Source organism: Bacillus cereus group sp. BfR-BA-01355 (assembly GCF_022663675.1).
Classification (GTDB): Bacteria; Bacillota; Bacilli; order Bacillales; family Bacillaceae_G; genus Bacillus_A; species Bacillus_A thuringiensis_S.
Genome location: NZ_JAKUFY010000125.1, coordinates 1 through 15555, shown reverse-complemented (window position 1 = coordinate 15555; position 15555 = coordinate 1). Strand labels below are relative to the sequence as shown.

Here is a 15555-nt window from a genome sequence, read left to right as displayed (position 1 = left end):
TTCTAATAATATTATTATACCTAAAATAAGTAATATGTTTAATTATGAAAATGCAAATCTTATATATCGATTTTTAGCTGATGTTGGTGCTCTATACAGTGGAATATGGGGAAATATACATCATCATTTTTATGATAGTCACGTATATCCTAAGATAGTCTATAAAAATATTGTTGTTTCTCCAAAGCGATGGATTTTCCATCATACATTTACTCAAAAGATGTCTGAAGAAGAATTCATCTCAGTTTTCTTAGATTGGTGTACTAGAAATAACATCACAAATTATATTTACCTCGCCGAGTATGATAATAAATTATTGCTAAATATAAAAAATGAATTACATTTAAGTATAATTTTTCAAGAATTCTCAAAGTTAAAGATGAATGATAGATTAAGCCTTTTTGAATGTGAAGAAGATATATTTGTTTCTTCAAATAAACGCTTTGAAGAATGTGTCTTTAGTTTTAGGCAAACCGATCGAAAAAAAATTACATTTACTAATTCTTTAAATAGAAATTATCAATACATTAATGATATGAACCGTGTAAAGTTATTAGGAAGCGATTGGATTTCTTTGCGTGTAAACTATGTGGATTCCAGAGTTGAAGAGTTTTTATCTTGTGGATATAAAGAATTTTATAAACACAATAAAGATATCAACAAGATTGAAAAAGGATTTTTCGTTCGCTATGCAGATCCTACTCCGCACCTAAGAATACGTTTTAAGCTTTCGAAAAATGAAAAGTATAATACATTTTTAGGTAATATTACTGAATGGTTAACAAATGAGAGAGAAAAGGGGTTAGTCAATGACTTTCATTTTGTATCATATAACCCTGAAATAGAAAGATACGGGAATTTTTTAATTGATAAAGCTGAAGATATTTTTAGTATAGACTCATTAATTGTAGCAGATAGCTTTGAAGGAGATGTACCATTAAACAGGGAACTGTTTTGTTGCTTAAACATTATGAGTATCCTAAAAGGATTTAATTTAAATTTTGCAAGTCAATTGGAAATTTTAAATATGGCTATAGACCCTAAAATGTATAAAGAAGCCTATCGAGAAAATAAAGCAAACCTAGATCCTATTATTACAAACATATATGATTATATTGAGATTCCGATGAGTGAAAAGCTTATTATTCCTACTACATTTAATGATAGAGACAATGTTATAAGAAAATATGCGGAACTTATAGATGCAAATGAAGATGTTCTTACTAATGTGAAATCTGATATTATTGCGAGTATCCTTCACATGCATTGTAACCGCTTAAATGGAATAAACAGAGATTTAGAGAATAAAATTTTAGGTATGTGTTATCATACCATAAAAAAATATATGAATCTGATTAAATATAAATACAATGTATTAGTATGAGGGGTTATCAAATGACTATTAAACTAAATGAAAATGAATTAAAGACATTAAATGAGATTAATCAAAAGTTAATTAAATTGTATAGTGACTTTGAGAAGGTTGAAAGCTATATTAACGATTCTGCTTCTCCTGGGCTTGAGGCTATAGAACTAGCTTCTCTTGCTGGAGGATATGCTGGAATAGCTTTAGCCTTAGGAGTTTCTGATGATGTATCATCCAATCAAAGTACGGATGAAATTTCATATGAGTATATAAAGAGATGCATAGCAATTATTCAAAGCAACCCTACATACTCATTTTCTTTATTTTCTGGGTTAACAGGAATTTTAATTTCATTAAAGTTTAACTCAAAAAATGGACAAAGATATAAAAATATAATTGAACAACTTCTACAAGTAATTACACATAATTATAAGGAATCATTAAGTATAAGCCAGGCTAATCTTATTAACAATACAGTAACTACTGATGATTTCGATGTTATATTAGGGTGGTCAGGTATATTAAGGACCCTTCTGGAATTTGATAATGATCTATATGATACAGAATTAAATAAGATTATTGAAGATATATCGCTATATCTCATCAAATTAGGGGCATTTACAAATGATTCTAAACCGTGTTGGTTTATTGAATATGCACAATTAAGTGATATTGAAAAAGAAACTTTTGTAGGGGGGTTCTACAATAATGGGATGTCACATGGCATATCAGGAGTATTAGCAAGCCTTTCTATCTTATATATAAAAGGTTATAGATTTAATGAGTTAGAGAGCAGTATTAATAATATCAGAACGTGGTTGTTACAAAATATTTTAGAACATAGAGGCGTAGAATATATTCCTAATGTTACGGTAGATAATACTAATACGTTTAATCACCGAGATGCTTGGTGTTACGGAACTCCTGGTGTATCCACTGCTCTTTTTATTTCTGCTATGACAGATGAGAATCTGTATATTAAAGAAAAATCCATAGAACTTTTTAAAACCTTTTTAAAGAGAGCTAGTGAGGAACACAAACTTATATCCCCTACTATCTGTCACGGTTTTGCGGGTATTCTAATGTTATGCATAAGATTGATAGAATATGGTGTAAGTGACCCAGAGATATTAGAAATAGCAAATAATGTTTTTCAAAAATTAATGAGTTTCTACAAAGAAAATGAATTGATATTATTTCCTGATTATGAAATAATTGAAAATAAACGAGTTGAAATTCATAAAATTGGATTATTAGAGGGGGTAACGGGTATATTTCTTATCATTCAATCTTTGCTTCATGACAAGAATGAATGGGATCAAATATTTCTAATCTCGTAACGTTTAACAAATTAAAGCAACAGGAGGGATTCGTGATGATTGAAATTTTAAGGACACTAGTTAATTTTTTAATTGCTCTATTTTCAGGAGAATTACCTGGGATATATTATATTTGGATTATTGCTCTATTAATAGTTCAAATAATCCAGTCTACGCTAAATTATAATCTCTTCAATAAAAAAGAAAAATTTTCTAAGTATACAATGGAAGGGTTATTGGCTTTTCTAATTATATTGATTGGAAGCATGTTATTATCTAAGTTACTTGCTTTCATAATAGAAGACTCAGTTATTAATAAGACAGAGTTAACACATTATTTTGTCTCTCTTATAGTATTAACTATATTTGTGGCTATAGGCTGTATTAAAGAGTTAATACGGCATACCATAAAAAATAGTAATATGTCTCTTGTAACATTTATAATCGTTTCCTTAATAGCTAGTATACTTTCATTTAAATTATTATTACCTTTAACAGGCGGTTCTTTTACGCTCTCTAAGTCTTTTATTAATACTTTAATTATTGTAGTTACTGGGATAATTGTTCTACTAGTTAGTATGGAGGAGAAATATGTAGATGAAGAATAATTCATTAATTAAGACCTTAAAGATTGTCAATTGGCCAATCGCAAAGGTTATAATTGCAATTTTTATATCTATTGTCTCTGTTTTTGTGAGTCTACTTGTTCCTATATATATAAAAGAAATAATAGATAAAATTGATTTTACAAATCTCCCTATTAAAATAATTTTATTAGTCATCTCGTTTTTTATTATCGCATCTTTTTTACAAGGGTTATCACAGTACCTCCTGAGCTATATTGGAGAGCTTACTATAAGGGATTTACGTAAAAACATGTGGGAATATATAATTAATTTGCCTGTTAAATATTATGATAATAAGGAAACAGGCCAAATAATGAGTAGATTAATTGAGGATAGTTCTATAGTTAATAATTTTGTTTCTATGAAACTGCCTATTATGTTATCGCAATTAATTTTATTTTTTGGAGCTTTGGGCCTAATGATTTACATGGATTGGAAAATAACACTTTTTATGTTAATAACAGTAGTTGTCACTACTGTTATTATTATTCCATTAGGCAATAAGATTTATGTTATATCTACTAACCATCAACAAACTATTGCCGAATTTAGTGGCATCTTAAGTAGAGTATTATCAGATATAAGACTGGTTAAGATAGCGAATGCAGAAAATTTAGAAATTAAACGTGGAAATGATAAATTAGAAAGACTTTTTGGATTAGGCATAAAACAATCAAAATTGTATTCCTTTATTAACCCTTTAATTACTTTAATTATAATGTTCACTATTATTGGTATACTAAGTTACAGTGGTTATAGATTATCTGTTGGTACTCTTTCTACAGGAACATTAGTAGCTTTATTGTTTTATCTATTACAAATAATAGAACCTTTAACTGGTTTGAGTAGTTTTTTTACAGATTATAAAAAGACTTTAGGGGCTACTGACAGGATACAAGAAATTTATAAAAATCAATTAGAGAATAAAGCTGGTTATGCTCCATCGTATGAGCAAGATATAAGTTTTCAAAATGTATCATTTTCTTATGGTGAGAAGGAAATATTAAAAAACGTAAATTTTTTAGCTGAAAGAAATAAGGTAACTGCATTTGTAGGCCCTTCAGGAGCTGGAAAAAGTACAATTTTCTCTCTATTAGTGAAATTGTATGAGTGCCAAGATGGAAATATAAAATATGGCGATCAGTCTATTAATAATATCGATTTAACTTTATGGAGAAGTAAAATAGGATACGCAATGCAAAATGCTCCAGTTATGAATGGAACTGTTCTCGATAACATTACTTATGGACTAACAAGATCTTATTCTATGAAAGAAATTCACACAGTCGCCCAAATTGCAAACGCACATGAATTTATTATGAATTTGGAAAATCAGTTTGATACTTTAGTTGGAGAAAGAGGAATTCTATTATCTGGGGGACAAAAACAGAGATTAGCTTTATGTAGAGTATTTTTACATAATCCAGAAATCCTATTGCTTGATGAGGCTACGTCTAGTTTAGATAGTGAAAGTGAAAAACATATTGAGAGAGCTATAAATTATGTGAAATCTAATAAAACAACACTCATCATTGCGCATCGTTTATCTACCATCATGGCTGCTGATCATATTATTTTCCTTGATGATGGCAAAATAACAGGTCAAGGTACTCATGAGGAACTATTGAATACTCATGAACGTTATAGGGATTTTGTGACTTATCAAACAATTAAATAGTATATTGATAGAATTTGCCGGCTTCCATACTTTGAGAATGGAAGCTCTTTTAATGAATAAATTATTACTTGTTTTTTGTATGAGAAGTAAATTTTAATGTTAGCATCATTTTAATTGTAAAAGAACAAGAATATGGTATATATTTATTAGATTTCATTATTATTTCTAATTTTAATAAGCTTTTCTATATATGTCAGCTATCTAAAAACCTAGATGTAATAAAATTAATAAGTACTTTCAATTTTTTTTGAAATAAAAAGGTTGTCAAAGCTCTTTAATATAAATTAAAGTTGTTCCATATTTTTGTTATGATGCAATCAATCCTTAGCGTGGGTTATATGTCAGTGCGTTTGTGGTACCCCTTATAAAAAATTGAGAGTACTTAGGGGTCTTATAAATAAAAAGTAAGAATTTTCACTTTAGCCCCGTCTTGTAATTTATCTATTTTTTATATGCAGAAAAACAAAGATAATCTGAAGAGCATCAAAAGGAAAGAATTGCGTTAATATTTAGTTTTAAGAAGATTTCGCTCTTTATTATCATTTTTTTGTTATCCGGAAGGTTTGGGAATGATTATGATATAATAAAATTCAAGTACAATAAGGGGGATTAATTAAATGATTTTTCAAAGCATGATAACAGCTATTATAGAAAAATTACAAGAGACGGTGAATCCCTATTGGATAATTGTGTTTGGATCAACGGCTGAGAACAGAGAACGAGAAGATAGTGATATTGATATAGCTTATGTAAGTGACACAACATTAGGGAACTATGAACGTTTTTTATTAGCACAGGAGTTAGCTAACATTGTTCATAGAGATGTTGATTTAGTTGATTTATCCGAAGCTTCTACAGTTTTTCAAGCTCAGATTATACATACAGGAAAAACAATATTTTGTTCGGATGAAAAACGTAAGGTTATTTTTGAAATGAAAACCTTAAAAATGTATTCAAAATTGAATGAAGAACGACAGGTAGTATTTGAAGATATAAAGAAAAGAGGTTCTATATATGAAGAATGAGGTTATTTTAAATAAAATTTCTACAATAGAGCGTTGTATAAAAAGAATCCAAGATGTGTATGGAAATGCCCCTGAAAATTTAGAGGACTTTACAAAACAAGATTCAATAATATTGAATATACAAAGAGCTTGTGAAGCGAGTATTGATTTAGCAATGCATATTGTTGCGGGAAAAAAATTAGGACTACCCCAATCTAGTCGAGAGGCCTTTGATTTATTGGTTACAGCAGGATTACTTAGCGCTGATCTAGCAAATAAGTTAAAGGCGATGGTTGGATTTCGTAATATTGCCGTTCATGATTATCAAAGTGTAAATTTAGATATTGTTCGTCAAATTATTGAAAAACATTTAACTGATTTTAAACTATTTACAAAAGAAGTAATGGGGATATTGGAATTTTAGGAAAAAGAACAGAATAATAGGGCTGAGAAAGAAAGTAATTCTATGATTCCTAAAGCAGCTATTGAAACAATCACTTAATTTCGTAAGAAGAAATGCGGTCATAAGAAGAATTTGTTTATGTTGTAGTGAGGCTTTGCATGAGATGTGTAGATAATATAGTAGGGAAAATATCCATATACAATTTTATCAACAAATAAGTAACTATTTTCAAAACTAATTTTTATGCATATAATGTATACCCAAAACAAAAGAGTTTCCTTATGGAAACTTTTTTTGTTTTGGGTAAAATTATAATGGTTAATTAATATTCAGTTTTTGAAAAAAATGATGAATCATGTCAAATCATCTTCATTTACACAAACATGAACGTAGTATAAAAATGAAGCATATCCAAAATAATTAAAGGGGCTGAAAAAAATGATTAAAAAACTTATTATTAGTTCTATTGCTTTAGGTGCAACAATAGGAGTGAGCAAACCTACATTTGCTGCTACAATACATTCTCCATCACAGTTTAAAGAAACTCGAAATGTTCATGTGCAATCCCTATATTCTCCATGGCAGTATTTAGGGCAAACTTCAAGGGAACTTCAAATTAAAAGTAAGGATCCAAAAGTACTAGCTTTTGAACTAGCAAAAGAAGCACCATTTTATGAAGAAGAATTAGTAGACATATGTTCTGTAATTTTAGATGCAAATGTAGATGTTGTATATTGGACAAGTAAGGAATGGGTTAGATTTGAAGAAGGAAATTATGAATTTAAACATGAAATTAAAATTTTTAGAGATAAAGAACGTCAGCAATTAATTACGACACTAGAATCTTAGTTCTTTTACAAAAAAAGAAGCTATCTTTAGTATGCTATTCTCCCCTCATAGTAGATAGGAAAAAGAAAACACATTAACCTATTTATTATGGAGGGGATTTTTCTATGGGGTAAATTAGAATTACTTGCTATACAAAATGAAAGGAAAAGAAAATGAGTTTATACTTAAAAGAAGATATAAAACTGTTAAGAAAGAAATAGACATTTATTATTCAATTGTAAGACGTTGGATGAAATAATTCGAAACTTTAGGTATTAAAGAACTAGAAGAAGAACGTGGGAAAACAAAAGGGTTATGTTTAGGTAGAATGAAACCTAAAGGTTCGGGTACTAAGACTAAACGATTGGAAGAAGAGGATGGGATGTTAGAAAAATGAAGGAAAGTATGTCGCGAAAGTAAAACTTTTAGGATAATGCATATAACAAAGACTTCTTCATCTATGTTAAGGCCGCAAATATATACAATTTTATAACCATCAAACATTTCAAAAGAAATTAAATAACCTGAGTCCATACAAATATAGACTCAGGTGGCTTAGCTATACTTTAAAAATACTGTCTACCTGACAGGGCCCTCTCTCTGTATTATTCAAATAAACAAACTGAAACAAGACTATTAGAATTATTAGCGAATTATCCTCTCTTTAATTCTTATATCGTGTCTCTTACTTCTAACAAGTACAAACATAACTCATTAATCTATATTATCTTTAAAATATTTATAAATTTGATGCTATAAAAGCAATAGAATTATGTAATAAGTGAATCAAAAAAACAACCCAAAAAGCAGACATGGTAACCTGATATTTTTCATTCTTTTTTTTATATACCCAATAAGCATAGTTATATAAAAGTCCGATTATCGTTGTACCAACTATATAAGTGATTCCATATGGATGATTTAATCCAAATATAATTGAAGCTATTAAAATGATAAGGTAATCGCGATTTTTAATGTAAGGAATCCAACTTAATAGCCAAAATAAAAATACTTGAAAAATTACTGTTTCATATATAGGTGCCGCTAATACCCCTAATAAAACTTGAAGAATAAGGGGTGCTTCTGTTATTGGGTTTTTTTGTATTTCAGGTAAGAATAGATCTAATGGTATTACGAATAAAAATGATCCTAATAAAATAAGAAAAACAAAAGAAATGGTAGGCAAAGCAAACATAAATCTATTCATTTTTTTTAGCATATATATTTCTCCTATAATCTTTTATTACATCTATACAAAAAGTAATAAATAATTGAGTCTCTTTTTGTTTGACATGCTTTCGTCTACTGTTGATGAAAATCGTTCTTTAATTGAATTCTTGGCTTATATGTAGGTATAGCGATAAAGTAGGGATGTTTTAACACTATATTGTTAACATCAAAATATTAAAGAGCTAAGTGAGATATTAAGGTCATACCAATTTTATGATGAATACAATATCAAGCCCGTTAAGGAAATATGCTGTATAGGGCACGCTTGTACTAATTATTTTACTATATGAATATTTAAGTGCATATAGTTTTGGAGGAGTATGTATTTTTGCATTTTTTAATACAAAAGTTTTTTTATTAAAAATTTACTTACTGCGCTAACTCATATGAATTTAAGACAATTGAAGGGTAAAGGCCAAAAGAGTCCAAGTTTAGATTGTACAGGTAAATATTATAATGTTATAGAAAAATAAGGAAAAAAGTTATAAAATAGGAGATTGAATTAAACTTTCAGATTTTATTGTTCTGCAAGATAAAAATAACTAAAGATGAGGCTCTTAAAAATTCTTATCTTTAGTTAAAACTAACAATATTATAAAAAATCCTCGCTGAAGGTACTGCAACAAATCTAATTTGAAAATCTTTAGGAGATAAATATGGAATTTTAAATATTCTTAGTCGTCTATTAAACATTATAGCAATTATTATAGGCAAACCCTTTAATATCATCGATTTAGAAGAAATCAGTACAAATAGAAAAGATGAAGTAGTAGAAGTATTGCGTCTTCCTTTAAATAGATTTCCAGGAGTAGCTGGACATATAAAAGATGCGATCGCAAATGAAAAAAATTGGAACGTTTGGTTGAACGATTAGTATGTTATTTTAAAGTTTAAATTAATAACAGAAAGAGAACCTCTTAATATGTTACTACTTTGTTTTTGTATTGTTGAAAATAAGAAAGGAGAAATCAATGAAAAAATATTGGCATAAGCTATCGTTGCTTCAAAAAAATGTATTACTAACGGTATTAGTAATTCTAACGCTTGTAGGAAGTATGGGGTTGTTAAGTTTTAACATGTTTCAAAATAGTATGATGTCTATATTTGAAAGGCAGTCTTTTGAAACAGGAGAGACAATAATAAATCAATTAGATCTAGAAATAGTAAGAGATGTAGCAAAAGATCCTACAGCTCAAAGAGTGAAGAAAGAAAAATTGACAGAGCAATTAGATAAATCTATAAAAGATATGAAAAGTGTTGGGCAAACATATGTTACAGGTGCCAAGCTAAATGATAAAGCTGAATTACAAATAGTAGCTTTGGATACACAATTAGCAAATACGGTTTCTGTAAAACCAGGTGAATACTATGAGCAGCCTACTTATTGGATGAAAACATATGATAAAGTAATACAAACAAAACAGGCACAAATGACAGAAGTGTATGAAGATGAATTAGGGTTTTGGGTAACAATTTTAGAGCCAGTTACAGATGAAAATAAAAATATTATTGCAATTGTTGCAGCTGATTTGGAAGCTTCTATTATTCCTCTTACAAAGAAACACTTTATGATACAAGGTTTACTATTTATTGTAATTTCATTAACTATCGCAATTACAATTCAAATATTTATCTCACGAAACTCTCTATCGCCTTTAAAGGATTTACAAGAAGGATTACGTAAAGTTGGTGAAGGGGATTTAAGTATTAAATTGAATGAAAGATCTGATGATATAGGGATAACTAATATCTATTTTAATAACACTATTAAAAAGTTTAATAGAATTATAGATAAAGTAAGGCGGACTGCTGAACAGGTTTCGACATCTTCACAGGAATTGTCGGTAAGTACAAAAGAAAATAGCATAGCCTTTAAAGAAATTGCAAGTGCTATTACAGGATTAAATTTAGGAGCACATTCTCATGAATATGTAGTGCAAAAATGTTTAGGGATTGTTCAAGAAATGGAAATTAAGATGAAAGAAATTAAAGGAGCTTCAAAACAAGTTGGCAATGCTTTGGAAGACATGGAACAGCATTCTGTAGAGGGAAAAGATTTGATTAAGCAAACCGTGAATCAAATGAAAAGAATCCAAGATACAGTTCAGGATGTACCTTCTAGTATTTATGCATTAGAAGCACGATCTAAGGAAATTTATGAAATTCTTACTGCAATTACAATCATTTCAAATCAAACAAATTCATTAGCTTTAAATGCTTCTACTGAATCCTCATGTGCTGGAGAGATGGGGGAAGAATTTTCAGGTGTTGCGGACGAGGTACGTATATTAGCGGAAAGAACTGAGGCATCTGCAAGGGATATAGCTAAATTAATTGGTGAAATCCAGGCTGAAGCAGAGAGAGCCGTAAGATCCATACAGAAGAGTTCAAAGGAAGTAGAATCAGGAATAACACTAGTTCAAAGTAGTGGTGCTTTTTTTGAAAAGATTTCAGAATCTGCACAATCTGTTACAAATCAAATTAAAGCGACTTCGAATCATTCAAGTGACATTCTAAAAGATAATCAAACTATTGTTCAGTTTGTAAATGAATTATCACATATTGCAAATACATATGTGAATAACAGTAGTAATGTGGAGACAAGTATGAAAAAGCAAGAACTGTATGTACAAGATATTGCAGAGTTAGCAAATTCTTTAAATTGGCTCTCGCAAGAGTTACAGGGGTTAATAGGGGAATTCAAAAATAAGTAGGATAGGGGAAGGTGTAGGTATAGAGTATGACCTATACTTTTATTTATTCCTATATAAGAGATGAAAGCTTAAGTATATATGTAAAATAGCTAAACGAACAATTTTTTACATATTTTGTTGGAAATAGAGCATGATATTACCAAATTCAACGGAGGTGCTTAAAAAATGCAAATTCGCGAAAATAATAATTCAAACGAAATCTTAATAGCAGCTGCAGCAAGTGCAATTGAACAAATGAAATATGAAATCGCTCAGGAGTTTGGGGTTACACTTGGACCGGATTCAACTGCACGAGCAAATGGTTCAGTAGGTGGAGAGATTACGAAACGTTTAGTTCGTATGGCGCAAGAGCAGCTATCTGGTCAATATAAAATTCACTAAAACTAAAGGTATATCCCATTGAAGGGATATACCTTTTTAATTTGTTTTTAAAGAGGATCGTTACATTTTTTATTATTGGTTAAGTTTAGAAACAGCAAATTTAGCTGTAAAATTCATCTTCTTCATGTACGTAGAATTTACACCTGCTTGAAATTGTACAGAAATATTACCGTCTTTTTGCGCTTTAAATACGCGACCATATGGGGAATTAGCATTGAATGTGCCAATTACTTGATTATCCGCATCAAAGACCGTATAAGAAATTGGGAACCCTGAATTTTGTACAAAGACTGTAAGTTCTTCCCCTTTTTTAAGATTAAATGATTCTTTTTGAGACACTTCATAGGAACTCATAGAGTAGTATTTTGTGACTTCTTGAATTTCTAAATTCGTAGTAGCTGCACTCGCTTTTGATGCCTCAGCCCCTGGTAAGTTCATACCTGAAAATACTGCAATTCCTAGTGCACCTGCTAAAACCAATTTTTTCATAATACTATTTCCTCCTTTAATATATTATGAGATTTGAAACGAAAGTGAAAATTCCAATCCCTGAAACCATTATAGTTACAACGAGAATTATTTTCAATGGGAATTGGTATGTAATTTTGCATACACAAAGTAGCGATATAAGGTAATCTATTCAAGTTTTGAAGTCTTCTTAACAGAAGGGGAAATTTAAAAAATCATGAATGATATTGTAACTGAACTTTATATCTTTTGAGACAATTCCGTGTGCATCAAGTGAATATATTGTTAATTTTATCTGTATTCATTTTTATTATGAAATACTTTAAGGTTGATAAAGTTATATCGTGTGGAATTATTAAACAAAAATGGTGAATTATATGTTATGATAAAAAGACAATGAAGTACATCATCCTGACTTTATTGTATATGTTTAGCCTATGTATGTCGTTTGTATTAAAGATAAGAAGTCTCTTAAAAAGAGACTTCTTATTTTTTGTATGGAGGGGGTATTACAGATGATTGATTACTATCAAATGTTTTTAATTACTATGGCAGGTATTGCCTTATTTTTTTATATACAACATGCTGGAAAACCAACGAAAAGAAACAAATGGAAGTTTTTAATTGTAGTATTTTTATTTTACCTTTTGAATTATTTATTTCTTAAATTTGTATAAATAAATGTAGGAGGGGATACGTATTAAATTCTAAAATATAAGAAAAAGGAAGGTATAATCCTTCCTTTCATCATCCAGTATGTCCATGTGAATATTTAATAACATTTATGGTACTTTGAGAGCCTGTTGAAGAATTTGATCCAAAAGTTACTGTTACAACAATTAAGATACCCAGTAAGCTAACCGCTAATTTTTTCATTTTAATGCTCCTTTTTTAAAGTTTTTTTCACTGGCCTTACTAGCTTCATAAAAGTAATAGCTGGCTTTTTTATGGTTATTTTCTTTGTAAAATTTGGTTGCTAACTTTTCAGTATATTCATTTATATACTCATATAGTTCTTCGCGTTCAAAATAAGAAATTCCTTCTAAAACAGTTTTTTCTATATCAGTAGCACAACTATTTAGATTCATTTTTTCTAAAATCTTAAAGTGATGTATATATCCTTCAATTCCCAATTGAGTAGAAAGCTGCAGGCCTTTTTTTATTAATTCTTTAGCAATTTGATGTTCTCCTAATTTATAATGTTCCCTAGCTTCAATAAAAACAGCTTTATAATCGCTAGGTAGCTTCTGATTAACTTCAGATAAATAACGTAATGCTACCTCGGATAAATTCTGTGTAGCATACATAAATCCTAGATTGTGACGAACAATCAAAATATTGTATTCTAAATTTTCTTTTTGGAATGTATCCATAGCCGAAATAAAGTGTTCCTCAGCTAATTCCCACTCCTTTAAATGAGTACATGCTAATCCATATAGGTTATTACAGAAGGCAACTTTCAATTCATACCCAGGATGTTTTGAAAATATATCTTTCGCCTTCATTACATGATTAATACATAAAATCGATTTATGTGTATGACAATAGAAAATGGCCAACTCATAATGGAATTCAGCATGTTCAATCTCATCAGGAATTGTTTCTAATAGGTATTCAGCTTTATCGTAATGTATTTTTGCAAGGCTATGATTGCCGGTAACATTGGAATGAATGGCTTTAAAGAAGTGATAATAGTATGAAAGGAAATCGTCTGTAGGAGTTTTGTAAGCATCACTTTGTTTAAAGCTATCTTTAGAAATACTTAAGCTATCAATTAAATATTGATGTCTAAAATCTAGTAGTGAGTAGTATAATAATATCGTTTGATTTTCTTCTATATTATGAATTCTGTTTTCAATTTCTTGTTTAAGTAATTGAGCGGCGTCTACATGCCTAGCCCTAATTTCTTGATACCATTCATTTAATAAATTAGTTATTTGCTCGTTCCCCTGTATATGAACATTCATTGTTCAATTTCATCCTCTCCAAAGATATTATTCAGCAATTAGTATCATATCAGAAATTTCCTCTATCAAAATCTATTTAATAGCATTTATCAATATAAGACGGAATATTCTATTAATTTATATTTATTGAGATTCAAGCAGTGTGTATTATTGTGATTTCTGTAAAAATAACCTTTTTTTGATTTAAAGATTTGATCAAAATATATTTTCTTAACAGGCGAAAAAGGAACCATACCTAAGTAATTATGTATAGCGATAACAGGAAAATAGAAATAAATAATAAAGGGGAATTTGAATTGTTATAGTTAAAAGAAAAGCAAGAGAGAAAAGAAATCTTAGAAGAAGATGTAGAGTTATTAAAGGCGAAGGTACATCCAGTACGGTTACAAATTGTTAATGAGTTAATGTACCATAAGACATGTAATGTTACACAGTTAATAGAGATTTTAAATCTTCCGCAATCTACGGTCTCACAACATTTATCAAAATTGAGAGGAACCGTACTTCGTGCAGAAAGAAAAGGATTAGAAATGCATTATTATATTGAGAATTCTAAAGCCCGTCAAATCGCCAGATTTTTAAATATGTAGATTGGAAATAACATCAAAATCTCCTGTATTAAAGCAGGTTTTTTTTGTTTTTATTAAACTGTAAATTTTTATATTAGAGTAAAAAACTATTTTCTTATTATAGGAATGAGATAGGAATATCAAATAGGTTCCTAATAGTAAAAATATAGAAAAATAAAGAAAAATATGTTAATGTAATAAGCGCAATATAAGATTATTCGAAAAGGAGTGAAGAGAGTATATGTTAAAAAGGGGTGTAATGTTATTATTCTTTATTCTATCTATCTCGACATTTAGTATGGTAACTCACGCTGCTAATAGTTCTGAGTACGTGAATCAATCATTCTATGGGTATAAAGAACCATCTTTTAATTCAGCTAAAACAAATGGTGGGTCAGAGTACGGTGCTCAAAATGTAGGAGTCGTAGAAAAAAGAGATAATGGCTGGTGGAAGATTGAAACATGGGAAGGTCCAGTTTGGATTAACTTAAATGGGGAAGAACGTGTCATGGGAGATTTCTATGCATATGATGAACCTTCTTTCTCATCAAAGGTTGCGAATGCTGGAGCGAAGTATGGGCGACAAACATTTAGAATAGTAGATGGAACAACAGATGGTTGGCTAAAATTTAAGACGTGGGAAGGCGAAAAATGGATGAATCCTACGTCTGAACAAATTACTGTCAACAAAACGATTTATGCATATAATGAGCCTTCATTTAATGCAAAGAAAGCAAATTATGAAGCACCATTTAACCCACAAAATTGGGGAGTAGTAGAGAAAAAAGAAAATGGCTGGATGAAGGTAAGTACTTATGAAGGTTATAAGTGGATCAATCCAGATGGAGAAGAAAGGTTTATAAACAAATCATTCTATGCGTATAATGAGGCTTCATTTAATGCAGCTAAAGCAAACGCTGGAGCAGTATATAGTCCACAAAATTTTAGAGTTGTGGATGGGACACCTAATGGATGGTTGAAGGTTAAAACATGGGAAGGCGA

At 29.6% G+C, this 15555-nt stretch carries 15 protein-coding genes and 1 pseudogene; 12 read left to right on the top strand and 4 right to left on the bottom strand.

The window, feature by feature from the left end:
* The 7 genes from MR167_RS27045 to MR167_RS27015 form a co-directional block, all read left to right on the top strand.
* A partial coding sequence (locus MR167_RS27045) for a thiopeptide-type bacteriocin biosynthesis protein (protein ID WP_242315944.1) occupies positions 1-1384 on the top strand: 1384 nt, incomplete at its 5' end.
* A gap of 11 nt (positions 1385-1395) precedes the next feature.
* On the top strand, positions 1396-2706 hold the full coding sequence (locus tag MR167_RS27040; RefSeq protein ID WP_242315943.1) for a lanthionine synthetase C family protein: 1311 nt from the start codon (positions 1396-1398) through the stop codon (positions 2704-2706).
* A gap of 35 nt (positions 2707-2741) precedes the next feature.
* Positions 2742-3293, top strand: coding sequence for a DUF5823 family protein (locus tag MR167_RS27035; RefSeq protein ID WP_086398130.1), 552 nt, complete (start codon positions 2742-2744; stop codon positions 3291-3293).
* Positions 3283-4989: an ABC transporter ATP-binding protein gene (locus tag MR167_RS27030; protein ID WP_242315942.1), complete on the top strand. Its 1707-nt coding sequence runs from the start codon at positions 3283-3285 to the stop codon at positions 4987-4989. Before MR167_RS27035 ends, MR167_RS27030 begins: the two co-directional genes overlap by 11 nt.
* Positions 4990-5606: 617 nt before the next feature.
* Positions 5607-6014, top strand: a complete 408-nt coding sequence (mntA, locus tag MR167_RS27025) for a type VII toxin-antitoxin system MntA family adenylyltransferase antitoxin (RefSeq protein ID WP_000577227.1) — start codon at positions 5607-5609, stop codon at positions 6012-6014.
* On the top strand, positions 6004-6417 hold the full coding sequence (gene hepT, locus MR167_RS27020; RefSeq protein WP_016093854.1) for a type VII toxin-antitoxin system HepT family RNase toxin: 414 nt from the start codon (positions 6004-6006) through the stop codon (positions 6415-6417). The genes mntA and hepT overlap by 11 nt, the downstream gene beginning before the upstream one ends.
* A gap of 417 nt (positions 6418-6834) precedes the next feature.
* On the top strand, positions 6835-7245 hold the full coding sequence (locus tag MR167_RS27015; RefSeq protein ID WP_044585148.1) for a hypothetical protein: 411 nt from the start codon (positions 6835-6837) through the stop codon (positions 7243-7245).
* A gap of 718 nt (positions 7246-7963) precedes the next feature.
* On the opposite strand, the gene MR167_RS27010 is transcribed toward MR167_RS27015, so the two are convergent.
* Positions 7964-8443, bottom strand: a complete 480-nt coding sequence (locus MR167_RS27010) for a CPBP family intramembrane glutamic endopeptidase (RefSeq protein WP_088021314.1) — start codon at positions 8441-8443, stop codon at positions 7964-7966.
* A 982-nt stretch (positions 8444-9425) separates the two neighbouring features.
* Between MR167_RS27010 and MR167_RS27005 the strand changes: the two genes are divergently transcribed.
* Both MR167_RS27005 and MR167_RS27000 read left to right on the top strand, forming a co-directional pair.
* On the top strand, positions 9426-11168 hold the full coding sequence (locus MR167_RS27005) for a methyl-accepting chemotaxis protein (RefSeq protein WP_242315941.1): 1743 nt from the start codon (positions 9426-9428) through the stop codon (positions 11166-11168).
* Positions 11169-11333: 165 nt separating this feature from the next.
* Positions 11334-11549, top strand: a complete 216-nt coding sequence (locus tag MR167_RS27000; RefSeq protein ID WP_001167047.1) for an alpha/beta-type small acid-soluble spore protein — start codon at positions 11334-11336, stop codon at positions 11547-11549.
* A 72-nt stretch (positions 11550-11621) separates the two neighbouring features.
* Here MR167_RS27000 and MR167_RS26995 read toward each other — a convergent pair whose 3' ends face one another.
* Positions 11622-12038, bottom strand: coding sequence for a hypothetical protein (locus MR167_RS26995; protein WP_043939126.1), 417 nt, complete (start codon positions 12036-12038; stop codon positions 11622-11624).
* 494 nt (positions 12039-12532) lie between these two features.
* Here MR167_RS26995 and MR167_RS26990 point away from each other — a divergent pair, with 494 nt between their 5' ends.
* Positions 12533-12694, top strand: a complete 162-nt coding sequence (locus tag MR167_RS26990; protein ID WP_176328735.1) for a hypothetical protein — start codon at positions 12533-12535, stop codon at positions 12692-12694.
* A gap of 70 nt (positions 12695-12764) precedes the next feature.
* On the opposite strand, the gene MR167_RS33035 is transcribed toward MR167_RS26990, so the two are convergent.
* Both MR167_RS33035 and MR167_RS26985 read right to left on the bottom strand, forming a co-directional pair.
* Positions 12765-12893 (bottom strand): hypothetical protein, encoded by a 129-nt coding sequence (locus MR167_RS33035; RefSeq protein ID WP_000732002.1) that lies wholly within the window; start codon positions 12891-12893, stop codon positions 12765-12767.
* Positions 12890-13984 (bottom strand): Rap family tetratricopeptide repeat protein, encoded by a 1095-nt coding sequence (locus MR167_RS26985; RefSeq protein WP_098355875.1) that lies wholly within the window; start codon positions 13982-13984, stop codon positions 12890-12892. Before MR167_RS26985 ends, MR167_RS33035 begins: the two co-directional genes overlap by 4 nt.
* Before the next feature lie 332 nt (positions 13985-14316).
* On the opposite strand from MR167_RS26985, the gene MR167_RS26980 reads away from it, so the two are divergent.
* Both MR167_RS26980 and MR167_RS26975 read left to right on the top strand, forming a co-directional pair.
* Positions 14317-14574, top strand: coding sequence for an ArsR/SmtB family transcription factor (locus MR167_RS26980; protein ID WP_098236842.1), 258 nt, complete (start codon positions 14317-14319; stop codon positions 14572-14574).
* 220 nt (positions 14575-14794) lie between these two features.
* A pseudogene (locus tag MR167_RS26975) lies at positions 14795-15555 on the top strand (hypothetical protein); the annotation flags it as partial.

What these genes read in the sequence shown, in the direction of transcription:
- MR167_RS26985 (WP_098355875.1), bottom strand. Translation starts at nt 13,984, where the DNA reads ATGAATGTTCATATACAGGGGAACGAGCAAATAACTAATTTATTAAAT.
- MR167_RS26990 (WP_176328735.1), top strand. Translation starts at nt 12,533, where the DNA reads ATGATTGATTACTATCAAATGTTTTTAATTACTATGGCAGGTATTGCC.
- MR167_RS27015 (WP_044585148.1), top strand. Translation starts at nt 6,835, where the DNA reads ATGATTAAAAAACTTATTATTAGTTCTATTGCTTTAGGTGCAACAATA.
- mntA (WP_000577227.1), top strand. Translation starts at nt 5,607, where the DNA reads ATGATTTTTCAAAGCATGATAACAGCTATTATAGAAAAATTACAAGAG.
- hepT (WP_016093854.1), top strand. Translation starts at nt 6,004, where the DNA reads ATGAAGAATGAGGTTATTTTAAATAAAATTTCTACAATAGAGCGTTGT.
- MR167_RS27010 (WP_088021314.1), bottom strand. Translation starts at nt 8,443, where the DNA reads ATGCTAAAAAAAATGAATAGATTTATGTTTGCTTTGCCTACCATTTCT.
- MR167_RS26995 (WP_043939126.1), bottom strand. Translation starts at nt 12,038, where the DNA reads ATGAAAAAATTGGTTTTAGCAGGTGCACTAGGAATTGCAGTATTTTCA.
- MR167_RS27005 (WP_242315941.1), top strand. Translation starts at nt 9,426, where the DNA reads ATGAAAAAATATTGGCATAAGCTATCGTTGCTTCAAAAAAATGTATTA.
- MR167_RS27040 (WP_242315943.1), top strand. Translation starts at nt 1,396, where the DNA reads ATGACTATTAAACTAAATGAAAATGAATTAAAGACATTAAATGAGATT.
- MR167_RS27000 (WP_001167047.1), top strand. Translation starts at nt 11,334, where the DNA reads ATGCAAATTCGCGAAAATAATAATTCAAACGAAATCTTAATAGCAGCT.
- MR167_RS27035 (WP_086398130.1), top strand. Translation starts at nt 2,742, where the DNA reads ATGATTGAAATTTTAAGGACACTAGTTAATTTTTTAATTGCTCTATTT.
- MR167_RS27030 (WP_242315942.1), top strand. Translation starts at nt 3,283, where the DNA reads ATGAAGAATAATTCATTAATTAAGACCTTAAAGATTGTCAATTGGCCA.
- MR167_RS33035 (WP_000732002.1), bottom strand. Translation starts at nt 12,893, where the DNA reads ATGAAAAAATTAGCGGTTAGCTTACTGGGTATCTTAATTGTTGTAACA.